The organism is Pseudomonas sp. CH61 (assembly GCF_059429415.1).
Window position 1 is genome coordinate 5,847,299 of sequence record NZ_CM182098.1, and the last position, 24,066, is coordinate 5,871,364.

General features: G+C 59.5%; 23 protein-coding genes. 7 read left to right on the forward strand and 16 right to left on the reverse strand.

Annotated features, from left to right (window positions below; all coding sequences use genetic code 11):
* Window positions 1-64: 64 nt before the first annotated feature.
* The gene (gene katE, locus AC5SEM_RS26395) at window positions 65-2,206 is read right to left on the reverse strand and encodes a catalase HPII (RefSeq protein WP_495473506.1); all 2,142 of its coding nucleotides are present in this window, start codon (window positions 2,204-2,206) and stop codon (window positions 65-67) included.
* Between the two features lie 260 nt (window positions 2,207-2,466).
* On the opposite strand from katE, the gene AC5SEM_RS26400 reads away from it, so the two are divergent.
* The 3 genes from AC5SEM_RS26400 (at window position 2,467) to AC5SEM_RS26410 (ending at window position 4,995) form a co-directional block, all read left to right on the forward strand.
* A complete protein-coding gene (locus tag AC5SEM_RS26400; RefSeq protein WP_127925315.1) occupies window positions 2,467-3,474 on the forward strand; it encodes a methionine ABC transporter ATP-binding protein in 1,008 nt (335 codons plus the stop codon).
* A complete protein-coding gene (locus tag AC5SEM_RS26405) occupies window positions 3,474-4,148 on the forward strand; it encodes a methionine ABC transporter permease (RefSeq protein WP_016986455.1) in 675 nt (224 codons plus the stop codon). Before AC5SEM_RS26400 ends, AC5SEM_RS26405 begins: the two co-directional genes overlap by 1 nt.
* A gap of 76 nt (window positions 4,149-4,224) precedes the next feature.
* Window positions 4,225-4,995: a MetQ/NlpA family ABC transporter substrate-binding protein gene (locus tag AC5SEM_RS26410; RefSeq protein ID WP_476336397.1), complete on the forward strand. Its 771-nt coding sequence runs from the start codon at window positions 4,225-4,227 to the stop codon at window positions 4,993-4,995.
* A 279-nt stretch (window positions 4,996-5,274) separates the two neighbouring features.
* Here AC5SEM_RS26410 and AC5SEM_RS26415 read toward each other — a convergent pair whose 3' ends face one another.
* From AC5SEM_RS26415 to AC5SEM_RS26435, 5 genes are read right to left on the reverse strand one after another with little or no spacing between them, the layout of a single operon-like run.
* Window positions 5,275-5,910: an SCO family protein gene (locus AC5SEM_RS26415; protein ID WP_034152246.1), complete on the reverse strand. Its 636-nt coding sequence runs from the start codon at window positions 5,908-5,910 to the stop codon at window positions 5,275-5,277.
* Window positions 5,907-6,806 (reverse strand): heme o synthase, encoded by a 900-nt coding sequence (cyoE, locus tag AC5SEM_RS26420; RefSeq protein WP_077575206.1) that lies wholly within the window; start codon window positions 6,804-6,806, stop codon window positions 5,907-5,909. Before cyoE ends, AC5SEM_RS26415 begins: the two co-directional genes overlap by 4 nt.
* Window positions 6,794-7,873, reverse strand: coding sequence for a COX15/CtaA family protein (locus tag AC5SEM_RS26425; protein WP_116028648.1), 1,080 nt, complete (start codon window positions 7,871-7,873; stop codon window positions 6,794-6,796). The genes cyoE and AC5SEM_RS26425 overlap by 13 nt, the downstream gene beginning before the upstream one ends.
* Before the next feature lie 10 nt (window positions 7,874-7,883).
* Window positions 7,884-8,477 (reverse strand): PA_0111/PP_0108 family redox-active disulfide protein, encoded by a 594-nt coding sequence (locus AC5SEM_RS26430; protein WP_495471606.1) that lies wholly within the window; start codon window positions 8,475-8,477, stop codon window positions 7,884-7,886.
* Window positions 8,443-9,183 carry an SURF1 family protein gene (locus AC5SEM_RS26435; RefSeq protein WP_495471607.1) on the reverse strand — a complete coding sequence of 247 codons (741 nt, stop codon included), beginning with the start codon at window positions 9,181-9,183 and terminating at the stop codon, window positions 8,443-8,445. Before AC5SEM_RS26435 ends, AC5SEM_RS26430 begins: the two co-directional genes overlap by 35 nt.
* A gap of 71 nt (window positions 9,184-9,254) precedes the next feature.
* Between AC5SEM_RS26435 and AC5SEM_RS26440 the strand changes: the two genes are divergently transcribed.
* Window positions 9,255-9,458: a twin transmembrane helix small protein gene (locus AC5SEM_RS26440; RefSeq protein WP_127925322.1), complete on the forward strand. Its 204-nt coding sequence runs from the start codon at window positions 9,255-9,257 to the stop codon at window positions 9,456-9,458.
* Window positions 9,459-9,467: 9 nt separating this feature from the next.
* Here the strand turns inward: AC5SEM_RS26440 and AC5SEM_RS26445 are convergent, their stop codons facing one another.
* The 4 genes from AC5SEM_RS26445 to coxB form a co-directional block, all read right to left on the reverse strand.
* Window positions 9,468-10,355 (reverse strand): cytochrome c oxidase subunit 3, encoded by an 888-nt coding sequence (locus tag AC5SEM_RS26445; RefSeq protein ID WP_495471608.1) that lies wholly within the window; start codon window positions 10,353-10,355, stop codon window positions 9,468-9,470.
* A gap of 25 nt (window positions 10,356-10,380) precedes the next feature.
* Window positions 10,381-10,932 carry a cytochrome c oxidase assembly protein gene (locus tag AC5SEM_RS26450; protein ID WP_495471609.1) on the reverse strand — a complete coding sequence of 184 codons (552 nt, stop codon included), beginning with the start codon at window positions 10,930-10,932 and terminating at the stop codon, window positions 10,381-10,383.
* Between the two features lie 126 nt (window positions 10,933-11,058).
* On the reverse strand, window positions 11,059-12,645 hold the full coding sequence (gene ctaD, locus AC5SEM_RS26455) for a cytochrome c oxidase subunit I (RefSeq protein WP_034152254.1): 1,587 nt from the start codon (window positions 12,643-12,645) through the stop codon (window positions 11,059-11,061).
* Window positions 12,646-12,727: 82 nt separating this feature from the next.
* Window positions 12,728-13,855 (reverse strand): cytochrome c oxidase subunit II, encoded by a 1,128-nt coding sequence (gene coxB, locus AC5SEM_RS26460; protein WP_077575211.1) that lies wholly within the window; start codon window positions 13,853-13,855, stop codon window positions 12,728-12,730.
* Between the two features lie 369 nt (window positions 13,856-14,224).
* On the opposite strand from coxB, the gene AC5SEM_RS26465 reads away from it, so the two are divergent.
* Window positions 14,225-14,875, forward strand: coding sequence for a hypothetical protein (locus tag AC5SEM_RS26465; RefSeq protein WP_038365058.1), 651 nt, complete (start codon window positions 14,225-14,227; stop codon window positions 14,873-14,875).
* 128 nt (window positions 14,876-15,003) lie between these two features.
* Here AC5SEM_RS26465 and AC5SEM_RS26470 read toward each other — a convergent pair whose 3' ends face one another.
* The 3 genes from AC5SEM_RS26470 to AC5SEM_RS26480 all read right to left on the reverse strand — a co-directional run bounded on the left by AC5SEM_RS26470 (window position 15,004) and on the right by AC5SEM_RS26480 (window position 18,645).
* Window positions 15,004-16,530, reverse strand: a complete 1,527-nt coding sequence (locus AC5SEM_RS26470; RefSeq protein ID WP_016983437.1) for a SulP family inorganic anion transporter — start codon at window positions 16,528-16,530, stop codon at window positions 15,004-15,006.
* Window positions 16,531-16,620: 90 nt separating this feature from the next.
* Window positions 16,621-17,349 (reverse strand): carbonic anhydrase, encoded by a 729-nt coding sequence (locus AC5SEM_RS26475; RefSeq protein WP_007911720.1) that lies wholly within the window; start codon window positions 17,347-17,349, stop codon window positions 16,621-16,623.
* Between the two features lie 237 nt (window positions 17,350-17,586).
* Window positions 17,587-18,645 (reverse strand): PA0069 family radical SAM protein, encoded by a 1,059-nt coding sequence (locus tag AC5SEM_RS26480; protein WP_077575212.1) that lies wholly within the window; start codon window positions 18,643-18,645, stop codon window positions 17,587-17,589.
* A gap of 226 nt (window positions 18,646-18,871) precedes the next feature.
* On the opposite strand from AC5SEM_RS26480, the gene AC5SEM_RS26485 reads away from it, so the two are divergent.
* Entirely contained in the window at window positions 18,872-19,174 is a 303-nt protein-coding gene (locus AC5SEM_RS26485; RefSeq protein ID WP_331693340.1) for a hypothetical protein, read from the forward strand.
* 69 nt (window positions 19,175-19,243) lie between these two features.
* Here AC5SEM_RS26485 and AC5SEM_RS26490 read toward each other — a convergent pair whose 3' ends face one another.
* The 3 genes from AC5SEM_RS26490 to AC5SEM_RS26500 are packed head-to-tail and all read right to left on the reverse strand — an operon-like array spanning window position 19,244 to window position 23,091.
* Window positions 19,244-20,545, reverse strand: coding sequence for a c-type cytochrome (locus tag AC5SEM_RS26490; protein WP_495471610.1), 1,302 nt, complete (start codon window positions 20,543-20,545; stop codon window positions 19,244-19,246).
* 12 nt (window positions 20,546-20,557) lie between these two features.
* Window positions 20,558-22,342 (reverse strand): GMC family oxidoreductase, encoded by a 1,785-nt coding sequence (locus AC5SEM_RS26495; RefSeq protein ID WP_016983441.1) that lies wholly within the window; start codon window positions 22,340-22,342, stop codon window positions 20,558-20,560.
* 2 nt (window positions 22,343-22,344) lie between these two features.
* The gene (locus AC5SEM_RS26500) at window positions 22,345-23,091 is read right to left on the reverse strand and encodes a gluconate 2-dehydrogenase subunit 3 family protein (RefSeq protein ID WP_137219433.1); all 747 of its coding nucleotides are present in this window, start codon (window positions 23,089-23,091) and stop codon (window positions 22,345-22,347) included.
* 305 nt (window positions 23,092-23,396) lie between these two features.
* Between AC5SEM_RS26500 and AC5SEM_RS26505 the strand changes: the two genes are divergently transcribed.
* A complete protein-coding gene (locus tag AC5SEM_RS26505; protein WP_495471611.1) occupies window positions 23,397-24,041 on the forward strand; it encodes a dual specificity protein phosphatase family protein in 645 nt (214 codons plus the stop codon).
* Window positions 24,042-24,066: the final 25 nt, after the last annotated feature.

Genomic DNA, 24,066 nt, shown 5'->3' on the forward strand with positions numbered 1-24,066 from the left:
ACGACACAAAGCCAATGTGGGAGCGAGCCTGCTCGCGAAAGCGGTCTTTCTAATACCGGAGATTTTAAGCTGGAATGGCTTTCGCCTTAGGCTCCCGCGCCCAAACCCGATGCTGCCCGATCGCCGCAAAAAACGGCTTGGTCAGCGCCGGTACATCCTTGCCCTGCAGCAATCCAGCATCCGCTTCCAGCTTCAGCAGATCCTGCAGTTGCTTGGCATCACCCTGCAACGCAATCGCCTTCAAATGCTTGTACGCCTCCAGCAGGTAATGCAACGCCACGCCGTCGCCGCTCAACGCCTTGACCGACGCCGCGCCACCCGGCACGAACACCGCGTCGAAGATCACTGATGGCATGCCTTCCATCGAAGCATCCACTGGCAACATTTTGCCGTCAGCGGTCTTCACCGGCGCCGAAGTCGGGCCGAGCAACTTGGCATGCGCACCCTCAGCGGCCAATGCCTTCTTCATTGCATCAATCGCCGCACCATCGACGCCGTTGGCAGCAAGAATCGCCACTTTTCGGGTTTTGATGTTTTCTGGCAGCAAATTAGCCTGGCTCAATGATGGCGAGTGATCGAAAGACACCTTGCGCGCATCCACCGTGCCTTTGGTAGGTGCAGGCAGACCTAGATTAGCCGCCACGCGCTTGGCCAGTTCCAGATCGATGTTGGCGAGAATCTCGTTCACCTCCCGCGCACGGATGAACTCGCGCTCAACCTTGCCCAGCTCGAAGCTGTAAGCGGCAATGATGTGCTCCTTCTCGTGATCGCTCATGCTGTTGAAGAACAACGTCGCCTGGGAGAAGTGATCGCTGAACGACTCACTGCGCTGACGGATCTTGTTGGCATCGATGCGCTCTGGATAACTTTCGAAACCACCGTCCTGCGCGGCTGGTGGCGTTTCTTTCGGCCAGCCGCCATCAATCGAGTTTGGCTCATAGGAGGCGCGGCCCTTGTCGATCACCGTGCGGTGCTGCGCATCGCGCTGACCGTTGTGGAACGGCGCCACCGGGCGGTTGATCGGCAACTCATGAAAGTTCGGCCCACCGAGTCGGCTGATTTGCGTATCGGTGTAGGAAAACAGCCGACCTTGCAGCAGCGGGTCGTTGGAGAAGTCGATGCCCGGCACGATGTGGCCAGGGCAGAACGCGACCTGCTCGGTCTCGGCGAAGAAGTTGTCCGGGTTACGGTTCAGCGTCATCTTGCCGAGCGGTGTGATCGGCACTATTTCTTCGGGAATCAGCTTGGTCGGGTCGAGGATGTCGAAATCGAAGTCGTGCTCGTTTTCCTCCTCGATGATCTGTACACCCAGCTCCCATTCCGGATAGTCGCCCATCTCGATCGCTTCCCAAAGGTCGCGACGGTGGTAGTCGGTGTCTTTACCGGCGAGCTTCTGCGCCTCGTCCCAGACCAGCGAGCAAGTGCCGGCAGTGGGGCGCCAGTGGAATTTGACGAAGCGCGATTTGCCCTCTGCATTGATCAGGCGGAAGGTGTGGACGCCAAAGCCCTGCATACTGCGCAGGCTTTTCGGGATCGCCCGGTCGGACATTGCCCAGATGACCATGTGCGCCGATTCCGGCACCAATGAAACGAAGTCCCAGAACGTATCGTGCGCCGAACCGCCAGTCGGGATTTCATTGTGCGGTTCGGGTTTCACCGCGTGAACGAAGTCGGGAAACTTGATCGCGTCCTGAATGAAAAACACTGGCATGTTGTTGCCGACCAGGTCGAAGTTGCCTTCATCGGTGAAGAACTTCACCGCGAAACCGCGTACGTCACGCACGGTGTCGCCGGAACCACGCGGCCCCTGCACCGTGGAAAAGCGCACAAACACCGGGGTCTTTTTCCCCGGATCCTGTAGGAAACCAGCCTTGGTCAGCGCCGAATGGTTCTCGTAGGCCTGAAAGAAGCCATGCGCCCCGGTGCCGCGTGCGTGGACGATACGTTCCGGGATCCGCTCATGGTCAAAATGCGTGATCTTTTCGCGCATGATGAAGTCTTCCAGCAGCGACGGCCCACGCGGGCCGGCCTTGAGGGTGTTCTGGTTGTCGGCGATCTTCACGCCCTGGTTGGTGCGCAGCGCCTGGCCGGTGGCGTCGGAGCGAAACTTTTCCAGGCTGTCGAGTTTGGCGTTGGTGTTGGCGCGATCCGGGGTATCGGTACCGGCCATCTGGCTTTTGTCGGTCGTAGGCTTCTTGCTCATCAGTCGTAAACTCCTCGGTTGACCCCGTGGTTTGCCGGGGACTCTTGAGTGGTTCCCGGGCACGGCACCCAGGGTTTTCAAGTCGCTTACTTAGTGACTGATGAGGCACTTGGGGCGTTCCTTTTTTATGACCTTTGATCTTGTTATTGCCAAATCGAAGGTTAATTGCGAAATAAATGCTAAGAACCTCTATACGGACAGGCTAAAATGCGCGCCCGGCTAACCGCTGATCCTTTTCTAACGCGCCCCACAAGGTTCGCTACGTGATCGAGTTTCAAAACGTCCACAAGACTTACCGCGTCGCCGGTAAGGACATTCCCGCGCTGCACCCGACCAGTCTCGCCATCGAGAACGGGCAGGTGTTCGGCCTCATCGGCCATTCCGGCGCGGGCAAAAGTACCCTGCTGCGTCTGATCAATCGCCTGGAGAACTCCAGCGGCGGCAAGATCATCGTCGACGGCGAAGAAGTCACCGCGCTGGACGCCAACGGCCTGCGCCGTTTCCGCCAGCAAGTCGGGATGATCTTCCAGCACTTCAACCTGCTCGCCTCCAAGACTGTGGCCGACAACGTTGCGTTGCCGCTGACCCTGGCCGGCGAACTGTCGGGCAGCGAGATCGACAAGCGTGTGGCCGAGTTGCTGGCGCGGGTCGGTCTGTCCGACCACGCCAAGAAGTATCCGGCGCAATTGTCCGGCGGTCAGAAACAGCGCGTCGGCATCGCCCGCGCCCTGGCGACCAAGCCAAAAATTCTGCTGTGCGACGAGGCCACCAGTGCCCTTGACCCGCAGACCACCGCGTCGGTCCTGCAATTGCTGGCCGAGATCAACCGCGAGCTGAAACTGACCATCGTCCTGATCACCCACGAGATGGATGTCATCCGTCGCGTCTGCGATCAGGTGGCGGTGATGGATGCCGGCGTGATCGTCGAGCAAGGTTCGGTGGCCGATGTGTTCCTGCATCCGCAGCACCCGACCACCAAGCGTTTCGTTCAGGAAAGCGAGCAGATCGACGAAAGCGAGCAGCGTGATGACTTCGCGCACGTGCCGGGTCGTATCGTGCGTCTGACCTTCCAAGGCGAAGCGACCTACGCGCCGCTGCTCGGTACTGTCGCCCGGGAAACCGGCGTCGACTACAGCATCCTCGCCGGTCGCATCGACCGCATCAAAGACATTCCGTACGGGCAATTGACCCTCGCCGTCACCGGTGGCGACATGGAAGCGGCCTTCGCCCGCTTCACCGCCGCTGACGTTCACATGGAGGTATTGCGCTAATGGAAGACCTGATCAGTTTCTTCACCAATATCGACTGGTACGAAATCTGGCTGGCCACCGGCGACACCATGCTGATGCTTGGCGGTTCGCTGCTGTTCACCGTGCTGCTCGGCCTGCCGCTGGGCGTGTTGTTGTTCCTCTGCAGCCCGCGTCAGTTGCTGGAAAACCGTGGCCTCTACGCATTCATGTCGCTGGCGGTGAACATCCTGCGTTCGCTGCCGTTCATTATTCTGTTGATCGTGATGATCCCGTTCACCGTGCTGATCACCGGCACGTCGCTGGGCGTGGCCGGTGCGATTCCGCCGTTGGTCGTCGGTGCCACACCGTTCTTCGCGCGTCTGGTGGAAACCGCGCTGCGTGAAGTCGATCGCGGCATCATCGAAGCGACCCAGTCGATGGGCGCGACCACGCGGCAGATCATCATGAACGCCTTGCTGCCGGAAGCCCGCCCGGGCATCTTCGCGGCGATTACGGTGACGGCGATTACACTGGTGTCCTACACGGCGATGGCCGGTGTAGTCGGTGCCGGTGGTCTGGGTGACCTGGCCATCCGTTTCGGTTACCAGCGTTTCCAGACTGACGTGATGATCGTCACCGTGGTGTTGCTGTTGATTCTGGTGCAAGTGCTGCAGATGGTCGGTGATCGACTGGTCGTGCATTTCTCGCGCAAATAAGCAGTTTTGTATTGAACAGATGAGCCGGCCATTCGCTGGCAGGCGCCAGACGGGCGCCTCATAAGGAGTTAGCTGAATGAAAAAACTGATCGCTGCTTTTGCTGCCGTTGCAGCATTCTCGGCCCACGCCGAAACCCTGACCGTTGCCGCCACTCCGGTGCCGCACGCAGAAATCCTCGAGTTCGTGAAGCCGGCGCTGGCCAAAGAAGGTGTGGATCTGAAGGTCAAGGTCTTCACCGACTACATTCAGCCGAACGTACAGGTCGCGGAAAAGCGTCTGGACGCCAACTTCTTCCAGCACCAGCCGTACCTCGATGAGTTCAACAAGGCCAAGGGCACCAGCCTGGTCGCCGTGACCGGTGTGCATCTGGAGCCGCTGGGCGCTTACTCGAGCAAGCTCAAGGATCTGAAGGATCTGCCAAGCGGCGCCAACGTGGTGATCCCGAACGACGCCACCAACGGCGGCCGTGCGCTGTTGCTGCTGGCGAAGGCTGGCGTGATCACGCTGAAGGATCCGACCAACATCCTGTCGACCGTCAAAGACATCGCGACCAACCCGAAAGACCTGAAAATCCGTGAACTGGAAGCCGCGACCATCCCGCGCGTGCTGACCCAGGTCGATCTGGCGCTGATCAACACCAACTACGCGCTGGAAGCCAAGCTCGATCCGTCCAAGGATGCGCTGGTGATCGAAGGTAACGACTCGCCGTACGTGAACATCCTCGTGTCCCGCGCGGACAACAAGGACAGCGACGCGATGAAGAAACTCGCTGCTGCGCTGCACAGCCCGGAAGTGAAGCAATTCATTACCGAGAAGTACAAAGGCGCAGTATTGCCGGCGTTCTGATCGCTCTTTCGGCTTGATCGTGCCCATGCTCCGCGTGGGCATGCATCCCCGGACGCTCCGCGTTCGCTGGGACGCAGAGCGTCCCTTGCTGCATTCCCACGCAGAGCGTGGGAACGATCAAAGAAAAAGGGGGCGCCATGAGCGTCCCCTTTTTTTGTTTGAAATACCGACCCTGTAGGAGTGAGCCTGCTCGCGATTGCGGTATAGCTGTCACATCAATATTGGATGTGCCGACGTCATCGCGAGCAGGCTCACTCCTACAAGGGATTGGCGGTTTTCTTATTTGCGGTTAAGCATGACCGGCAGCTGCGCAACCAATTTGACGTTGTTCAACGGCGCCCGAATAAACCCACGCTGCGTCCCGTCCGGGCCAATCACCGCGAGATTGCCGCTATGGTCGACGGTGTAATTCGGCTTGCTCGTATCCGCCGGAATAAACGGAATACTCACCGCGTTCGCGACCTTCTGCAGCTCTTCAATCGAAGTCGGCGTCAGGCCAACAAACTGCGGATCGAAGTAACCCAGATACTGCTTCAACTGCTTGGGGTTATCGCGGTTCGGGTCGACGCTGACCAGCACGATCTGCAACTTGTCCACAGCGTCCTTGGGCAGTTCACTCTTGATCTGCCGCAACTGGGCGAGGGTGGTCGGGCAGATGTCCGGGCAGAAGGTGTAGCCAAAAAACAGCAGACTCCACTTACCTTTGAGCTCATTGATCGCCACCGGTTTGCCGTCCTGATCGGTCATCGTCACGTCCGGCAAATTACGGCTCTGCGGCAGCAGAATGATGCCGGCGTCGATCAGCGCAGTGGGGTCGCCCTGGCCCTTGCCGCTCAGCACTTTGTTGACGGTCAGGCCGAGGATCAGCGCGATCACGGCGACGAGGATGAAGACGGTTTTCTGGGTTCGAGTCATAGGTTCAACAGTAAGTAGTGGTCTACGAGCAGGGCGATGAACAGCAGGAACAAGTACCAAATAGAGTACTTGAAGGTGTTGATCGCCGCGTGCGGCCGAGTGCCACGGTACAGCACCACGGCCCATTGCAGAAACCTTGCACCGAGGGCGAGTGCGCAAATCAGGTAGAGCATGCCGCTCATGTGAATCACGTACGGCAACAGACTCACCGCCAGCAGCGCAAACGTGTACAGCAGAATATGGACCTTGGTGTAGTGCTCGCCGTGGGTGACCGGCAGCATCGGGATGTCGGCCTTGGCGTATTCCTCCTTGCGATGAATCGCCAGCGCCCAGAAGTGCGGCGGCGTCCAGGCGAAGATGATCAGCACCAGCAACAACGGTTCGGCGCTGACGTGGCCGGTGGCGGCGGTCCAGCCGAGCAGCGGCGGTGCGGCGCCGGCGAGGCCACCGATGACGATGTTCTGCGGCGTCGCGCGTTTGAGGAAACCGGTGTAGATCACCGCATAACCGAGCAGTGAGGCCAAGGTCAGCCAAGCGGTCAGCGGATTGGTGAAGGTCAGCAACAGGGCCTGGCCGAGCAGGGCCAACACCAACGCAAAGGTCAGCGCTGCCGCCGGTGAAACCCGACCTTCAGCGAGCGGCCGTTTATGCGTGCGCGCCATCACCGCATCAATGCGCCGATCCACCACATGATTGACCGCCGCCGCGCCGCCGGCACACAACGCAATCCCCAGATTGCCGAACACCAGCACCGTCCACGGCACCCCGGCACGGGTCGCGAGGAACATGCCGACCAGCGAGGTGATCAGCATCAGCACCACGACTTTCGGTTTGGTCAGTTCCAGATAATCACGCCAGATCGCCTGATGCGGGCGCTCGCCAATCAGAATCGCCACGGCGTTTCTCCTTTGATAGTGATGGGCGCGGCGGAGTGTTTGCGCGGGCTCAGGCGCCAGCGCGCGAGCACCGGTTGTTTGACCCGAACCAGACTGGTGCGCGCGTGGTAATTGACCAGCACCATGGTCAGCAACAGCGCCGCACCGCCAGCGTTATGCGCGACCGCCACCGGCAGCGGCAGATGGAACAGCACGTTGCTGATGCCGAGGCTGATCTGCGCCGCGAGGGCAATCAGCACCAGACCGGCCAAGCGAGTCATGCCGACCACTTTCAATTGCCAGGCCAGACCGAGCAAAACCAATGTCACCAGCAGCGCGCCGATACGGTGAGTCAGGTGAATCGCCGTGCGTGCATCGCTGTCGAGTTGTCCGCCCAGATAATTCGGGCCGATGTGTTGGGTCAGGTGAAAGCCATTGGCGAAATCCGCCGGCGGCAGCCATTGCCCGTGGCAGGTCGGGAAGTCGATGCAGGCCACCGCCGCGTAGTTGGAACTGACCCAGCCACCCAGCGCGATCTGGCCAATCACCAGCAACAATCCCGCCGTCGCCCAATACTGCAGACGCTTGGGCACGGTCAGCGCCGGCAACACTCCGGACAATCGCAACGTCAGCAAAAACAGCAGACTCAAGGTCGCAAACCCGCCGAGCAAATGCCCGGTGACCACCTGCGGCCAAAGCTTGAGCGTCACCGTCCACATGCCGAACGCCGCTTGGGCAAACACCACCGCCAGCAGAAACAGCGGTAGCTTCAACGGTTGCCCCGGATGACGACGGTTGACCCACGCGCGCCCGGCCAGAATCGAAATCAGCAGGCCGAGGGTGCCGGCGAAGTAGCGGTGGATCATCTCGTTCCAGCCCTTGTGCGCCTCCACCGGCGAGTCGGGGTAATGCAGTTCGGCATGGGCCAGTTGGGCTTCGCTTTTCGGCACGCTGATAAAGCCGTAGCAGCCCGGCCAGTCCGGACAACCGAGGCCGGCGTGGGTCAGGCGCGTGTAGGCGCCGAGCAGCACCACAATCAGTGCCAGCAGGGTGGCAAACAGCGCGAGGCGAAATCCAGGTTTGGCCATGACGATGCCCTTATCCGATGTTCGACAGTTTCAGCAGGTGACGCAGGTCGTTGAGCAGATCCTTGCCTTTCACATTCGGCTCGTAGCGCAGCACGAGGTTGCCGTGAGGGTCGATGATCCATAGTTGCGGCGTGGCCTTGTCGCCCGTGGTTTTGCTGAACGTCGTAGCGTCCAGCGGATAACGTTGCAGCTGTGGATATTCGCGGGTCAGTTTGGCGTCGTAATCGGCGCTCACCGGTTGCGCAGCAGCGAGTGCATGGCTGGCGCGGCCGGCGTCGCGACCGAGGCCGATCTGGATCTGCCGCGCCAGATACACCAGTTGCTGGCAATCCACCGCGCAATCCTTCGGCGCGGTGACCAGGATCTGCCAGCGCTCCTCGTCGGCTTGCACGCCGAGGTCGGCGCGGGTCTGGCCGTTGCCAATCAGTTCGCCGTGATAGCTGCGACCCTCCGGTACCCAGAACTGCAATTTGTACATGCCGGTGGCGAGCACCATCGGGCCGATCACGCCGAGCACAATCAGCAGCAATTGAATGCGCCCGCGACGGCGGGTGGCGGCAGGTTTCGCCTCAGACATGCTGGGTGGATTCATGGCCGTTCCCATGGTGTTTCTCCTTTGCGTTGTGCAAGCCCAAATAGACGTAGAGGCCGAGCAGGGCGGTGGCCATGGCGAACCACTGCACGGCGTAACCGAGGTGTTTTTCCGGGCCCATGGCGACCACCGGCCAATCGGCCTCGTAGCTGGCCGGGCCGGGTTCGGCGCGTAATTCATAGGCGAAGCCGTCGCGGTCGAGGGTTTTCCACAGCTTGGCCGGCTCGACGGCGGTGATGGTTTGCGGCCAGGTGCTGCTGGCAGGGTCGGCGTGCAACTGGAAGGTCGCGCCGGGGGCGACGTAGACCCAGGCATCGACATTCAAAGCTTCTGTTGGCGTGGTGAATTGCGGCGGCACGCGGCGATCCGGCCACGGCAACCAGCCGCGATTGACCAGCAGCCACATGCCAGTGCGTTGATCCTGAAACGGTTGCAGCAGCTCGACACCGACCTTGCCGTTACGCTGACGGTTATCCAGCAGCAAGCTGTGCGCGGCATCGAACTGGCCGTGCAGATGCACGCGGCGATACGCCAGGTCGGCGCTGCTCAGCAACTCGCTGCTGGCCATTGGTTCGGCGGCGCGGCGTTCGGCGTAACTGGCGAGCAGGGCGGTTTTCTCAGCGCCCCGGCTCAGTTGCCAGAAGCCCAGCGACACCAGCAGCGGCAGCAAAAGCGCCACCACCACGGTCGGAATCACGCCCGGACGAAAGCGCTTCATGGCTGCGCCAAAAAGTCAGTCGTCGCGATCGCTATACTCAACTGCATCGCCTGTCCCCCGGAGTTCTTCCCATGCTCAAAACAGCCATCGTCCTGATGCTGATTGCCACGGTGATCAGCCTGTTCAGCGGCCTGTTTTTCCTGGTCAAGGACGACAGCAGTTCCAATCGCCTGGTCATCGCCTTGAGTGTTCGGGTGGCATTGGCCGCAGTCACCGTCGGCTTGATCGCCTGGGGCTTTTACAGCGGCCAACTGGTGTCGCATGCGCCTTGGTAACTCTGGTCCTCAGAGCACGTAAACGAAGATAAACAGGCCGATCCACACCACGTCGACGAAGTGCCAATACCAGCTCGCCGCTTCGAAACCGAACTGATGTTCGTTGTCGAAATGGCCCTTCATGATGCGCATCAGCATTACGAACAGAATGATCGTGCCGATGGTCACGTGGGCGCCGTGGAAACCGGTGAGCATGAAGAACGTCGCGCCATAAATGCCCGAACCGAGGGTCAGGCCCAGTTCGTGATAGGCGTGCATGTATTCCTCAGCCTGGAAACCAAGAAACGCGCAACCGAGCAGCACGGTGATCGCCAGCCAGATTTTCAGCGCGCCGCGATGACCTTTTTTCAGGGCATGGTGGGCGATGGTGATGGTCACACTGGAGCTGACCAGCAGAATCGTATTGATCAGCGGCAGGCCCCACGGGCTGATGACTTCTTTCGGTGGTGGGAACAATTTCGGGTCCGGCGTGTGCAGCAGCGGCCAGGTGAACTGGAAGTTTGGCCAGAGCATGTGCGCGATGCCCTTGGTGCCTTCACCGCCGAGCGCCGGTCCGGAGACGTGCCGCACGTAAAATAGCGCGCCGAAGAAGGCGATGAAGAACATCACCTCGGAGAAGATGAACCAACTCATGCCCCAGCGAAACGAGCGATCCAGTTGCGCACTGTAAAGGCCCGCGCGGCTTTCCTTGATCACCGTACCGAACCAGCCGAACAGCATGTACGCCAGCAACAGGCCACCGACGAAAAAGATGTACGGGCCGTGGGATTCCGGGCGCGCCGCCTTCAGATCGTTGAACCAGGTAGCGAGGCCGTACACGGTGATGGCCATGCCGAAGGTCGCGATGATCGGCCATTTGCTCTGGGCCGGAACGAAATAGTGCTCATGAGTTGCCATTTATTGTTCTCCTTATCGGGCACGCTCAACCGCCAGTGTTTACAGCCACCGGCGGATGTCGGGCGGTGATATCGAACAGCGTGTAGGACAGCGTCAGGTGCTTCACATCCTTGGGCATGTCGCGGTCAACAATGAAGCGCACCGGCATTTCGATCTGCTGACCGGGCTGCAGCACCTGCTGGGTAAAGCAAAAGCATTCGGTCTTGTGGAAATACGCCGCCGCATTGCTCGGCGCGATGCTCGGCACGGCTTGCGCACTCATCGGTTTGTCGGTGGGGTTGCGCGCGATGAAGATCATCTCGTTGACCGCGCCGGGGTTGGCGGTGAGTTCGTCATGCTTGGGGTAGAAGTCCCACGGCATGTCGGCGGTGTTGGTCGAGAGAAACTGCACACGGATCTGGCGAGAAGTGTCGACCACTTGCTGACCCTCGTACTGCCCACCGGTCTTGCCGTTGATGCCGAAGGCCTTGCACATCACGTCGTAGATCGGCACCAGGGCAAAGCCGAAGACAAACATCGCCACCACCACCCCGAGCAGGCGGGTGACCAGTTTTTTCAGCGAGATCGAGTCAGCCATGGTTCATGCCTCCCTCCAGATCCCTTGTGGGAGCGAGCCTGCTCGCGAAGCAGACAACTCGGTGCACCAGATGAACCGCGTCATCGTTCTTCGCGAGCAGGCTCGCTCCCACAGGGAGATCTCTGTTCATTTCACTTCCGGCGGCGTGGTGAAGGTGTGATACGGCGCCGGCGAAGGCACGCTCCACTCCAGACCTTCCGCGCCATCCCATGGTTTGGCCGGCGCTGGCGGGCCGCCGCGAATGGTCTTGATCACGATGAACAGGAAGAAAATCTGCGTCGCACCAAACATGAACGCGCCAATCGAGGAGACCATGTTGAAGTCGGCGAACTGCAGGTTGTAGTCCGGAATCCGTCGCGGCATTCCCGCAAGACCGACGAAGTGCATCGGGAAAAAGGTCAGATTCATGCCGACGAACGACAGCCAGAAATGCAGCTTGCCGAGGGTTTCGTCGTACATGTGCCCGGTCCATTTCGGCAGCCAGTAGTAGGTCGAGGCGAAGATCCCGAAGATCGCCCCCGGCACCAGCACGTAGTGGAAGTGTGCGACCACAAAGTAGGTGTCCTGATACTGGAAGTCCGCCGGGGCGATGGCCAGCATCAGCCCGGAGAAACCACCGATGGAGAACAGGATCACGAACGCCACGGCAAACAGCATCGGCGTTTCGAAGGTCAGCGAGCCTTGCCACATCGTGCTGGCCCAGTTGAACACCTTCACCCCGGTCGGCACCGCGATCAGCAGCGTGGCGTACATGAAGAACAGCTCGCCCACCAACGGAATGCCGACCACGAACATGTGGTGCGCCCAGACGATGAACGACAGGAAGGCGATGCTCGCCGTCGCGTAGACCATCGAGGTGTAGCCGAACAGCGGCTTGCGCGAGAAGGTCGGGATGATTGAGCTGACGGCGCCGAAGGCCGGCAGGATCATGATGTACACCTCGGGATGGCCGAAGAACCAGAACACATGCTGGAACAACACCGGGTCACCGCCACCGGCAGCACTGAAGAAACTGGTGCCGAAGTGGATGTCCATCAACATCATCGTCACGCACCCGGCCAGTACCGGCATCACCGCAATCAGCAGGAACGCGGTGATCAGCCAGGTCCAGACGAACAGCGGCATTTTCATCAGGGTCATGCCGGGAGCACGCAGGTTGAGAATGGTCGCGATCACGTTGATCGCACCCATGATCGAACTGATCCCCATCAAGTGGATGGCGAAAATGAAGAAAGTCACGCTTTCCGGTGCGTAGGTCGTCGACAGCGGCGCATAGAACGTCCAGCCGAAGTTCGGCCCGCCACCGGGGGTGAACAGGGTCGACACGAGGATCAGGAACGCCGCCGGCAACAGCCAGAAGCTGAAGTTGTTCATCCGGGGCAGGGCCATATCCGGCGCGCCGATCATCAACGGGATCATCCAGTTGGCGAGGCCGACGAAGGCTGGCATCACCGCACCGAAGACCATCACCAGACCATGCATGGTGGTCATCTGGTTGAAGAACGCCGGTTCGACGATCTGCAATCCGGGCTGGAACAGTTCGGCGCGAATCACCATCGCGAACGTACCGCCGAGCAGGAACATGGAAAACGCAAACCACAGGTACAGCGTGCCAATGTCCTTGTGGTTGGTGGTCAGCACCCAGCGCATCAGGCCTTTGGCGGGGCCGTGGGCGTGGTCGGCATGACCATGGTCATCAATGACAGCGCTCATGGCCGGTCTCCTTTACGTGAGTGGGTGGGGCAGGCCGGGGCGCGCTGCCCCGGCCGGTTCACGAGGTACGCGATAGACCGGCTCATTTGCTTTCCGCCTGTTTCAGCTCCAGCACTTCTTTTGGCGTGACCATGTCGCCCTTGTTGTTGCCCCAGGCGTTACGTTCGTAGGTCACGACCGCTGCGATATCGACTTCCGACAGCTGTTTGCCGAACGCCGCCATGGCAGTGCCGGGCTTGCCGTGGAAGACAATGCTCAGGTGGCCTTCTTTCGGTCCGGTGGCGATTTTCGAACCCTTGAGCGCCGGGAACATCGGCGGCAGGCCCTGACCTTCGGCCTGGTGACAGGCAACGCAGGTGGTGTGATAGATCTTGTCGCCACGTTCCTTGAGTTCGTCGAGGGTCCATTCCTTGCTGGTCAGCTCTTTCAGCTGCGCGGCCTCGGCTTTACGCTCGGCGAGCCACTTGTCGTAGTCGGCCTTGTCCTTGACCTCGACCACGATCGGCATGAAGCCGTGATCCTTGCCGCACAGTTCGGCGCACTGGCCACGGTAGATTCCGGGCTTGTCGATGCGCGTCCAGGCTTCGTTGACGAACCCCGGAATCGCGTCGCGTTTCACCGCGAAGGCCGGCACCCACCAGGAGTGGATAACGTCGGCCGAGGTCACGAGGAAGCGCACCTTGGCGCCGGTCGGCAGCACGAGCGGCTTATCGACCTCGAGCAAATAGTGCTCGCCCTTGGTTTCCTTGTTGTGGATCTGTTCGGCGGGGGTGGCCAGGTTGCTGAAGAACTCGACGTCCTGGCCCAGGTATTTGTAGTGCCACTTCCACTGATAACCGGTGATCTGGATATCGATATCCGGCTCACTGGTGTCGTACATCTTGATCAGGGTGGCGGTCGCCGGCACGGCCATCGCTACCAGAATCAGGAACGGTACGACGGTCCAGAGAATCTCGACGGTGGTGCTTTCGTGGAATTTTGCGGCGACCTGCCCGGTAGAACGGCGGTGCACCATCATCGACCAGAACATGGCGCCGAAGACGATGATCCCGATCACCACACAGATCCAGAAAATGGTCATGTGCAGGTCGAATACTGCGTGACTGATTTCAGTCGCTCCAGGCGCCATATTCACAGTCCATGCGGCGTGTGCCGGACTGAAAATCGACCACAACAGGAGGCCCATCCAGACGTGTGGATGTCGCATCATTGCGGGTTCCCCTTATCGTTCTTGTTATCCCGCCGGCTTACGCCTGCGGCAAGGGAGCGGCTGCATCAGACTACGAACTTGAATCGCCGGGCCTTGCTGCGGGTGCAGTCGGGCGTCATCAGCTAACTCCATTCACTGGCGAGTATAGACAGCGACGGGAAATTGCAATGTGCGCACGTAAATCAACTGAAACAGCTGGCACTTGCGTTCAAGGGCACGAATGGAGAAGGATGCAGACGAGTGGTGGCAAACCGATATAACGCAGGTGCATCAAGGATGAAATAATTATGACAAATGCGTCTTAGCATTTTTCGTAAGCCAGCTAAGTTATGTCTTCCCTATTTCATTGCCTTGTTTCCTGGAGTTTTCATGAACACCGCCGCATTGCGCGAGCAGATCCAAAAAGCCCAACAACACGAAAAAGAAACCGGCCTGCTGACCCGTCAGCTGGAAAGCAAGCTGCCTCATTTACACCCGGCGATTCAATTGCCGGAAGCCGACGCCAATGGTGTGCTGACGCGTTTTGTCGCCGCCTATATCGATGAAGTGCCAGACCTGCTGGATGCAGCCAATGAAGTTGCCAGGGAAGCGGGAATCGAATCGCAGATCAAACCGGTGCTGAAAATCGCCGAGCAGTATTTCCTCCAGCCGCCAGCCATCATGGCCGGGCACGTTGGCCTGGACAGCCTGCTCGACGAAGCCTATCTGGCGCACCGTTTTGTCGAAGAGGTCAACGACCTGTACATCAAGCATTTCGGCCAGCCACTGATCCCCTTGGACATGACGGTCGCCAACTTGATTGCTCACCAATTGATCGGTGAGGAATTTGCCAACCAACTGGACGAAGCGGTGCATCACGCGATCGACGAGATGCTCAACGACGAAAGTTTTGCGCTGGAGTCGGTAGAGGTTTACCGCGACAAACTCAGTAGCCCGGACACCGGCGCCGCGTGGAAACGCTGGCCGTGCATGGGCCGCCGACTGGGTGTGGGCCTGGAACTGGACCAGCCTGCTGCCTGAGTTCACACGATCCAATGTAGGAGTGAGCCTGCTCGCGATTGCGATAGATCATTCAACATCTCTGTTGACTGACCCACCGCCATCGCGAGCAGGCTCACTCCTACAGGGGTTGAGTTCAACCCGGAGATTTAGCCGGCCGCACCGATACCTGTTGTTGTGCGAATCCGTCCCTCAAGCCTGCGCTTCAACCCCCGCGACTCAATCAACAGCTTCGAGCCCTTCGCCGCATTCGCCCGGCCCCACTCCTCCAGCAACTCCAGACACGAATGGTCGATGTAGCTCAGGTTATTGAGCGGCACATGCACCGTCGTCCCCTGCGGAATACTGCCCAGCACTTGCGTCAGCGCCGGCACCTTGAGGAATGTCGCCGCACCGACCAGACGCAACTCCATCTCACCATCCTGTGGCAGATCGATCAGGCTGATCTTCAACCGCGACGCCTTGAACGCCAGTTTCAACATCGTCAGACCGAAACCGATCAACACGCCCGTCAGCAGGTCAGTGAAGATAATCGCCAGCGCTGTCGCCGCGTAGGTGAACATCGGCATCCGCCCATAACGACCCAGACCTCGAAACGCTTTGAGATCGACCAGTTTGAACCCGGTGTAAACCAGCACACCGGCCAGACTCGCCACCGGAATGCTTTGCAGCACACTCGACAGCAACAGCACGAATGCCAGCAGCCACAGGCCATGGAAGATCGTCGAGTAACGCGTGGTCGCACCGGCCTGGACGTTGGCCGAACTGCGCACGATCACCCCGGTCATCGGCAGCGCGCCGAGCAGACCGCAGAGCATGTTGCCGACCCCTTGCGCCGACAGTTCGCGGTCGAAGTCCGAACGTACGCCGCTGTGCATGCGATCCACCGCTGCGGCGGACAGCAAGGTTTCCGCGCTGGCGATAAACGCCACGGCGAACGCGGCGATCAACAGCGTCGGATCGGCCAGGCTGAGCAAGTCCGCCGGTTTCAGCCAATCGATGGCTTCGGCCAAATTCGCCGGCACTTCAACACGCTTCACCTGCAACGCCAGCAGCAGACTCGCGCCGGTCGCCAGCCCGACACCGAGCAATGCCCCGGGCACGAAGCGCAGCGAATGCGGGCGAAACTTCTCCCACAGCCACATCACCGCAATCGTCGACAGCCCGAGCAGCCCGGCCTGCCAGCCGAACGACGGCAAGGCCTGCGCCACAGCAGCCGGGAACGCCGTGAGGTTATCCAGCCCTGAAGGCTTGGGTGACGCATCAAGCATCACATGCACCTGTGACAGCACGATCAACACGCCAATCCCCGCCAGCATCCCGTACACCACCGCTGGCGCCGTGACCCGAAACCAGCAACCCAGTTTCAAGCGGCCGGCGACCAGTTGCAGAAAACCGGCGAGCAGCAGAATCGGTCCGAGCATCTCGATGCCGTGCTGGCGCACCAGTTCGAACACCAACACCGCCAGACCTGCCGCCGGCCCGCTGACCTGCAACGGCGAACCCGCCAGCCAACCGACCACCAGACCACCGATGATCCCGGTGATCAGCCCTTTGGCCGGTGGCAACCCTGAGGCGATCGCAATACCCATGCACAGCGGCAGGGCGACCAGAAACACAACCACTGAAGCGAGCAGCTCCCGTGGCAACACCGCTTTCAATTGAGCCGCACGCATGGCGATTCTCCCGAAGTTTTCTTCAGGCATGGCAAGGCCGGGTCGCTGAATCAGCGACCGGCGTCAAACCACACAGATGTTTAGGAGGATTTAGAAGCGCGCTTTGGGCGTCGCCACCGGAATTGGATGGCTGCCGTCGAGCGGCAGGAAACGTCCCTGATCCGCGTCGTAAGCTTTGATTTCGCTGGTTTCGATGTCGTAGACCCAGCCATGGATGAACAAATGACCGTTCGCCATGCGCGAGGCTACCGAAGGATGGGTACGCAAGTGCTGCAATTGGGCGATGACGTTTTCCTCGGTGAGGATCGGCATGCTTTCTTTTTCGTCGGCGCAGTTACAGTTTTCATGCACCATGGTTTTCGCGACTTCAGCGTGGCGCAGCCAGGCTTTGACTGTCGGCATCTTTTCCAGACTGTCCGGATTGAGCACTGCACGCATGGCGCCGCAATCGGAGTGGCCGCAGATGATGATGTGCTGCACGCCGAGCGCCAATACCGCGTATTCGATTGCGGTGGAAACGCCGCCGTTCATCTGCCCGTAAGGCGGCACGACGTTGCCGACGTTACGGGTCACGAACAGATCGCCGGGCGAGCTGTGAGTAATCAGCTCGGGGACGATGCGCGAGTCGGCGCAGGTGATGAACATCGCCTTGGGCGCCTGGGCCGTGGCAAGTTTCTTGAAGAGCTCTTCCTGCTGTGGGAAGACCTCATGATGAAAATGCAAAAAGCCGTCTACGATCTGTCGCAGCGCTGCATCGGCGGATTCCGCTTCAGGGGTTTGCGCCGACGCAGCCAACGGCTGTTTATCCTTGTCACTCATGATTCATCCTCTTTGGCGGATTAGGGGAGTCATTCCCATGTATTCCGGTATGAAGCCAGTGGCTGTTTAAACATCCGGGTCATCCCGACCCGTCAGTCACTCGATGAACAAGGTAGCCGCCGAAACTTAACTCAAACTGAATCAAACGCTCTAGAACGTGTGTTCCAGGTCACAAAAAACGTGACTGAGTGATTTCGGCGGAAGGATTCCAACCCCTCAACCATAGGCCAATTGTCGCTAAATCAAAGACATCTGGCGACCCGGCGGACAGAAGGCCGTGCAATCGAGGTTATAGCCCTCGCGATGATTCAAGCCAAGACGCTTGATTGCTTTGGCAAACCGCTGCGCGAGCAGATCGGCGAACACCCCTTCGCCGCGCATGCGTGCACCAAAACGGCTGTCGTAGAGTTCGCCGCCACGGCTCTGGCGGATCAGGCTCAGCACGTGCGCGGCGCGTTGCGGGTAGTGCGCCTGAAGCCATTCCTCGAACAGCGGCGCCACTTCCAGCGGCAGACGCAACATCATGTACGCAGCACTTTGCGCACCGGCGGCGTGGGCTTCGTTGAGCAGATTTTCGATTTCACTGTCATTGATCATTGGAATCATCGGTGAACACAGCACACCAACGGGAATGCCTGCTTCGCGCATCACCCGGATCGCGCGCAATCGTGCCTTGGGTGCAGCGGCGCGCGGTTCGAGGATGCGTTTGAGTTCGTCATCGAGCGTGGTCAGGCTGATCATCACGGCTACTAACCGTTGCTGCGCCAGTTCGGTGAGCAGATCGAGGTCGCGCAGGATCAGCGAGCCCTTGGTGACGATGGTCACCGGGTGCTTATAGCGCAGCAGCACTTCGAGGATCTGGCGGGTGATTTTGTGCTCACGCTCGATCGGCTGATACGGGTCGGTGTTGGAACCCAGGTTGATCGGCGCACATTGATAACCCTTTTTCCCGAGTTGTTCTTCCAGCACTTGCGCGGCGTTGGTCTTGGCGATCAGCCTGGTTTCGAAATCCAGCCCTGGCGACATGTCCCAGTAAGCGTGGCTGGGCCGTGCGTAGCAATAGATGCAGCCATGTTCGCAGCCGCGATAAGGATTGATCGAGCGGTCGAAAGGCAGATCCGGTGAAGTGTTGCGAGTGATGATGGTTTTTGCGGTTTCGATCATCACCTCGGTGCCCTGAGTCTCAGGAACTTCCTGATACCAGCCGTCATCCTCGGCCACCGAGCGGTTCGGCGCGAAGCGGTTGTGCGGGTTGGTCGCGGTGCCGCGACCGCGGGGCGGGAGAGGATTGATCATTGGGCGGGCTCCTGATCTGTATATGCATACAGTACCTGAGCGTGCCCGGTGTGATCCAGTACCGTTCAGCGATGGGATCTTTTTGAATTCAAAAGTTTATATAGAGGTGCGAAGGATAAATACAACCCGAGATACATATGTTCCATTGTCGCGACAAGTTATCGAATATAGTCTTGGCCACTTCCATCGGTACTTGTCCGATAACTAGATTAAAAGGATTTAATTCATGTCTTATCTCAATCAGCGTGGCGTCTTTATGCAACTGATGTTGCCCAATGCATCGGAGCCCAATACTGTTGTTTCGATGCAACTTGCGCGTAAGGAGCTGGGCTGGAACGCCGAGCAGGAGCTGCCCACCGAGACGCTGGTCGACTCGATCTACGTGGTGGCGGTGTCCAGCGACCGTGGCAAGACATTCACTATTCGCACCAACAAGAAAGATGTAGACGGTGATGGCGATATTGATAACGACGACAAGGCAAAGTTGATTTCCCTGGCCAAAACCTATGTAAGTATCGTTAATCCGTAAGATTGAAGTTTGTTACGATATCTGTAATTAAAAAACCCTGCATGAATGGTTCATGCAGGGTCTCAGTTTTTAATGATGATCTGTTATTTGGCCAAGATCATCGGTGGACGTTGTTTTCATATCGTCGCTGCGTAACTCCGCAACTTCTTTGGCACTGACCGGCGCACCTTTGTTGCCCCAACTGCCACGGATGAAACTCACCACATCCGCCACTTCCTGATCCGACAGGCGCCAGGCGAAACCGGGCATGGTGAAGGTCGACGGTGCCGTGTGCGTCGCCGGCAACGTACCGCCCTTGAGCACGATGTGGATCAACGAAGTCGGGTCTTCCGATTGCAGCACCGGATTACCTGCCAGCGCGGGGAATACCCGGGTGTAACCGTGGCCATCGGTGCGGTGGCACGCTGCGCAGTTGTCGATGTAGACCGCAGCGCCACGTTGACTGTCATCGCCGTTCCACAGCGCTTTGGCGGCTTTTTCATCGTACTGATGCGGTTGATCGTTCGGATCACTGGCCGGCAACGACTTGAGGTAGCGGGCAATCGCCGTCAGGTCGGCATCCGTCATGTATTGCATGCTGTGGGTGACCACATCGCTCATGCCGCCGAACACCGCGCTGCGATCGCTGCGACCGGTCTTGAGGAACTGCACCAGTTGCTCTTCGCTCCAGCTACCGAGGCCATCCTTGTGATCACCGCGCAGACTTTTGGCGATCCAGCCTTCCAGCGGCGCACTGCCGGCGAGGAAGGTTGTACCGTCAGCGGCGCTCAGGGATTTCTCCTGCATGGTCAGCGCACGTGGCGTATGGCAGGCACCGCAATGGCCGAGGCCTTCGACCAGATACGCGCCACGGTTGATGACCGCGTCGTCACCGGTTGCTTTGTAGTCCTCGACCTTTGGCGCAAACATCCAGCGCCAGCCCATTAGCGGCCAGCGCATGCTGAGTGGCCACGGAATGTCGCTGGCCTTGTTCTCTTGCGCCACCGGTTCTACGCCGTGCATGAAGTACGCGTACAACGCTTGCATGTCGGTTTCGCTGACACGCGCGTAGGACGGATACGGCATCGCCGGGTACAACGTACTACCGTTTTTGGCGACGCCATGGCGTACGGCCTGGTCGAAGTCCTCGAAGCTGTATTCACCGACGCCGGTTTTGTCCGGGGTGATGTTGGTCGAGTAGATCGTGCCGATCGGGGTTTCCATCGGCAGGCCACCGGCGAACGGTTTGCCGCCCTTGGCGGTGTGGCAGGCCACACAGTCACCGGCGCGTGCCAGATATTCGCCCTGTTTGATCAGACTTTGATCAACTTCAGCCGCATGAATTGAGGCACTGCCGAGCAGCGCCAGGGTCGCGATAACAAGATTTTTCATGGTCATCGCTCCTTAAGCCTGAACCAGCGGGCCGGGGTTTTTCAGGTACTGCTCGCGGATCGCCTTCGCCGACCAGTAGGTCAGTGCGGCAACCAGCCCGGTCGGGTTGTAACCGAGGCCTTGCGGGAATGCCGAGGCACCCGGAACGAAAACGTTGTGCACGTCCCAGCTCTGCAAGTAGCGGTTCAGCGCGCTCTTCTTCGGATCGGTGCCCATGATCGCGCCACCGTTAAGGTGAGTGGTCTGGTACGAGGCCGTATTGAAGTGGTCACCGACTTTCTTGCCGATCACCGCAATCGCTTTCGGCCCCATCGCTTCAGCGACCTTGCCCATTTTCTCGACCATGAAGCGGTTCATCTTGATGTCGTTTTCCTGCCAGTCGAAGGTCATTCGCAGCAGCGGCAAACCGTAGGCATCGCGGTACACCGGATCGAGATCGAGGTAGTTGCCACGGTAGGACTGATGCGCGCCGTGGGCGTCCATCGACACCTGATGGGTGTAGTAATCGGCGGTCGCGCGTTTCCACGCACTGCCCCAGGCCGGGGTGCCCGGCGGGTTCGAGGTACCGGCAATCGGCCGGCTGCCGGCCTGGTTGACCCACATCGGCGAGCCGCCGACGAAGCCGTGCGGGCCGTGGTCGAAGTTGTCGGCGTTGAAATCGTCCAGCGCCACGCCGTTGCCGCCAGCGCCAATGAAGTTGTTGGTGTGGGTGTCCTTGTCGAAGAACGCCTTGATGGTCGCCATGTTCTGGTAGGCAAAGTTACGCCCGACCACGCCTTCGCCGCTGATCGGGTCGTACGGCTTGCCGATGCCGGAGAGCAGCATCAGACGCACGTTGTGCAACTGGAACGCGCCGAGGATCACCAGATCCGCCGGTTGCTCGATCTCGCGACCCTGTCCGTCGATGTAGGTCACGCCGGTGGCTTTGGATTTCGTGCTGTCGAGGTTGACCCGCAGTACGTGAGAGTTAGGCCGCAACTCGAAATTCGGCAAAGGTTTCAGCGCCGGCAGAATGTTCACGTTTGGCGAAGCCTTGGAGTACATGTAGCAGACGTAACCGCTGCAGAAGCCGCAGAAGTTGCATGGGCCCATCTGCGCGCCGTAGGGATTGGTGTACGGCCCTGACGTATTCGCGGACGGCAGGTTGTAGGGTTTGTAACCGACTTCCGTAGCCGCTTTGCCGAACAGCTGTGCGGAGACCGTATTCTTCTGCGCTTCCAGCGGGAACGGGTTGGAACGATCCGGCGCGTAGGGGTTGCCGCCCTTGCCCTGACCGACCAGTTGGCCTTTCACGGTCCAGGCCTGGCCGGAGGTGCCGAAGACTTTTTCGGCGAAATCGAAGAACGGCTCCAGCTCTTCATAGCTGACGCCGAAGTCCTGGATAGTCATGTCCTTGGGGATAAAGCTTTTGCCGTAGCGCTCTTCATAGTGGCTGCGCATGCGCAACTCGATCGGGTCGACCCGGAAGTGCACGCCCGACCAATGCAGGCCGGCGCCGCCCACACCATTACCCGGCAGGAACGCGCCCAACTGGCGGTTCGGCAGGGCGATGTCGTTGACGCTGTGGCGGATGGTGACGGTTTCTTTCGAGATGTCCTGAAAAAGTTTTTTGCGCACGCTGTAGGTGAGTTCGTCGATCACCTGTGGATAGTTGCCGTCGGGGTAAGTGTCCTGCATCGGCCCGCGCTCCAGCGCCAGCACGTTGAGACCCGCTTCGGTCAGCTCTTTGGCCATGATCGCGCCGGTCCAGCCGAAACCGACGATCACTGCGTCAACCTTCTTCATTACCGTTGCCATGCTTACGCCCTCTCGCCGCGAATCGAAACTGCCGGGAAGGGGTATTGCTCGTTGCGTTCCACCCAATCCATGAAATCGGCGCGGGCGCCGGGGAAGCCGATCATGGTCCAGCCGACCATGCCTTTGTTGCCACCGTGGATCGGGTCGCAGAAGAACCCTTCCTTGGTGTTTTGCAGCAGCAGATTGAAGAAAATCTTCGCTGGAACGGCGTCAAACTGAGGTTTGCCGGCTTCGAGTTGCTTGAGCAAATCGTCTCGGGTAGCGCTGTCTTGCTCAGCAAATACTTTACCGTTGAGGGATTTTGCCCACTGATCCGCGGCGGCGATGCCGAGGCGATAAATCTCTTTGGGCACCAGTTTGCTCTGCCAGCCCATTTCCGGAGCGGCGTCGGCATTGAACGGGCCTTGCATGTACCACAGGGCACCGGCGGCATACGGCGTGTTCATCTGACGGTCGATGTATTCCGGCACACCGGCTTCGAGCGCGCCCGGGCCTTGGGCATCGTTGGGGATCAACTGCGCGACGGCGGCGTTGATAAACGCCCACTCTTCGGCGGTGAAATAACTCGGTTGGTAGACGCTGGCGTCAGCTCGAGCCGGTTGTGGCGCGGGCGCAGCCGGTGCCGCTTCAGGCGCTGCTTGCAGGACGCTGCTGCCCAGACCGGTGCCGGCCAGGGTGACCACTGGAATCAGGGTCAGGGATTTGCGCAAAAACTCACGCCGCGGGTTGTCTCGATCTTCATCAGACATGGGGGTGCACCTCATCAGGCATTAGGGGACAGCCGCTTCTGCGAACGGCTTGAGGATTTTTCGTCGCGACGACAGCGGTCTGACCCGGGAAAAGGCGACGCGCCTGCAACATCATGTGACAAATGGTAGCAGGCTAAGCTTCTGGATGAACCGATTCATCGGAAAAAAACAGCGGTTTTCTGCGTGACGGTGAATGAAACCATGCCGATTCACGATTCTTTGACAAGCGCCTCACAGGGCTTTGACCGCGCAACGCCGAAGCTGCGGTTCCTATCACCGATGAACCCCGACACGGTTACCCCAGCATGTCCCGAGTGCGTTTTTTCCCTGTTTTGTGTTTATCACTTGTAGCACTGCTGCACTGGCTGCCGGCCCAGGCTGCGGCAACCGCGACGGCCCGTCCCGCTGATTGGGCGCAACCGGTCGAAGTGCAATACAACCTGTTCCAGATGTCGCCGACGCTCTATCGAAGCGCGTTACCGGATGGCGGCGCCGTGCCGTTGCTGAAAAATCTCAAAGTCACCACGGTGATCAACTTCCTCCCGGAAGCCGACAGCAACTGGTTGTCCGAGCCCGGCATTAACCAGGTGCAACTGCCGTATCGCACCAACCACGTTGACGACGCCGATGTGCTCAAGACTTTGCGGGCTATTCAGTCTGCCGAAGCCAACGGTCCGGTATTGATGCACTGCAAGCATGGCTCCGACCGCACGGGTCTGATGGCGGCGATGTACCGCGTGGTGGTTCAGGGCTGGAGCAAAGAGGATGCCTTGAGCGAGATGACCCAGGGCGGTTTTGGCGAGAGCGGGCACTTCCGCGACAGCGTGCGCTATGTGATGCAGGCCGATGTCGACAAGCTGCGCACGGCGCTGGCCAATGGCGATTGCAGCACCAGCGCGTTCGCCACTTGCTCGATGAAGAGCTGGTTTCAGTCCGTCAATCTGAAGTAATCCGCGACCTTCCACGACATTGCAT

Bases quoted from the DNA above. Each gene is read 5' to 3' on its own strand.
- AC5SEM_RS26405 (WP_016986455.1), top strand. From the start codon at position 3,474: ATGGAAGACCTGATCAGTTTCTTCACCAATATCGACTGGTACGAAATC.
- AC5SEM_RS26410 (WP_476336397.1), top strand. From the start codon at position 4,225: ATGAAAAAACTGATCGCTGCTTTTGCTGCCGTTGCAGCATTCTCGGCC.
- AC5SEM_RS26415 (WP_034152246.1), bottom strand. From the start codon at position 5,910: ATGACTCGAACCCAGAAAACCGTCTTCATCCTCGTCGCCGTGATCGCG.
- AC5SEM_RS26425 (WP_116028648.1), bottom strand. From the start codon at position 7,873: ATGGCCAAACCTGGATTTCGCCTCGCGCTGTTTGCCACCCTGCTGGCA.
- AC5SEM_RS26430 (WP_495471606.1), bottom strand. From the start codon at position 8,477: ATGGGAACGGCCATGAATCCACCCAGCATGTCTGAGGCGAAACCTGCC.
- AC5SEM_RS26435 (WP_495471607.1), bottom strand. From the start codon at position 9,183: ATGAAGCGCTTTCGTCCGGGCGTGATTCCGACCGTGGTGGTGGCGCTT.
- AC5SEM_RS26440 (WP_127925322.1), top strand. From the start codon at position 9,255: ATGCTCAAAACAGCCATCGTCCTGATGCTGATTGCCACGGTGATCAGC.
- AC5SEM_RS26445 (WP_495471608.1), bottom strand. From the start codon at position 10,355: ATGGCAACTCATGAGCACTATTTCGTTCCGGCCCAGAGCAAATGGCCG.
- AC5SEM_RS26450 (WP_495471609.1), bottom strand. From the start codon at position 10,932: ATGGCTGACTCGATCTCGCTGAAAAAACTGGTCACCCGCCTGCTCGGG.
- ctaD (WP_034152254.1), bottom strand. From the start codon at position 12,645: ATGAGCGCTGTCATTGATGACCATGGTCATGCCGACCACGCCCACGGC.
- coxB (WP_077575211.1), bottom strand. From the start codon at position 13,855: ATGATGCGACATCCACACGTCTGGATGGGCCTCCTGTTGTGGTCGATT.
- AC5SEM_RS26465 (WP_038365058.1), top strand. From the start codon at position 14,225: ATGAACACCGCCGCATTGCGCGAGCAGATCCAAAAAGCCCAACAACAC.
- AC5SEM_RS26470 (WP_016983437.1), bottom strand. From the start codon at position 16,530: ATGCGTGCGGCTCAATTGAAAGCGGTGTTGCCACGGGAGCTGCTCGCT.
- AC5SEM_RS26475 (WP_007911720.1), bottom strand. From the start codon at position 17,349: ATGAGTGACAAGGATAAACAGCCGTTGGCTGCGTCGGCGCAAACCCCT.
- AC5SEM_RS26480 (WP_077575212.1), bottom strand. From the start codon at position 18,645: ATGATCAATCCTCTCCCGCCCCGCGGTCGCGGCACCGCGACCAACCCG.
- AC5SEM_RS26485 (WP_331693340.1), top strand. From the start codon at position 18,872: ATGTCTTATCTCAATCAGCGTGGCGTCTTTATGCAACTGATGTTGCCC.
- AC5SEM_RS26490 (WP_495471610.1), bottom strand. From the start codon at position 20,545: ATGAAAAATCTTGTTATCGCGACCCTGGCGCTGCTCGGCAGTGCCTCA.
- AC5SEM_RS26495 (WP_016983441.1), bottom strand. From the start codon at position 22,342: ATGGCAACGGTAATGAAGAAGGTTGACGCAGTGATCGTCGGTTTCGGC.
- AC5SEM_RS26500 (WP_137219433.1), bottom strand. From the start codon at position 23,091: ATGTCTGATGAAGATCGAGACAACCCGCGGCGTGAGTTTTTGCGCAAA.
- AC5SEM_RS26505 (WP_495471611.1), top strand. From the start codon at position 23,397: ATGTCCCGAGTGCGTTTTTTCCCTGTTTTGTGTTTATCACTTGTAGCA.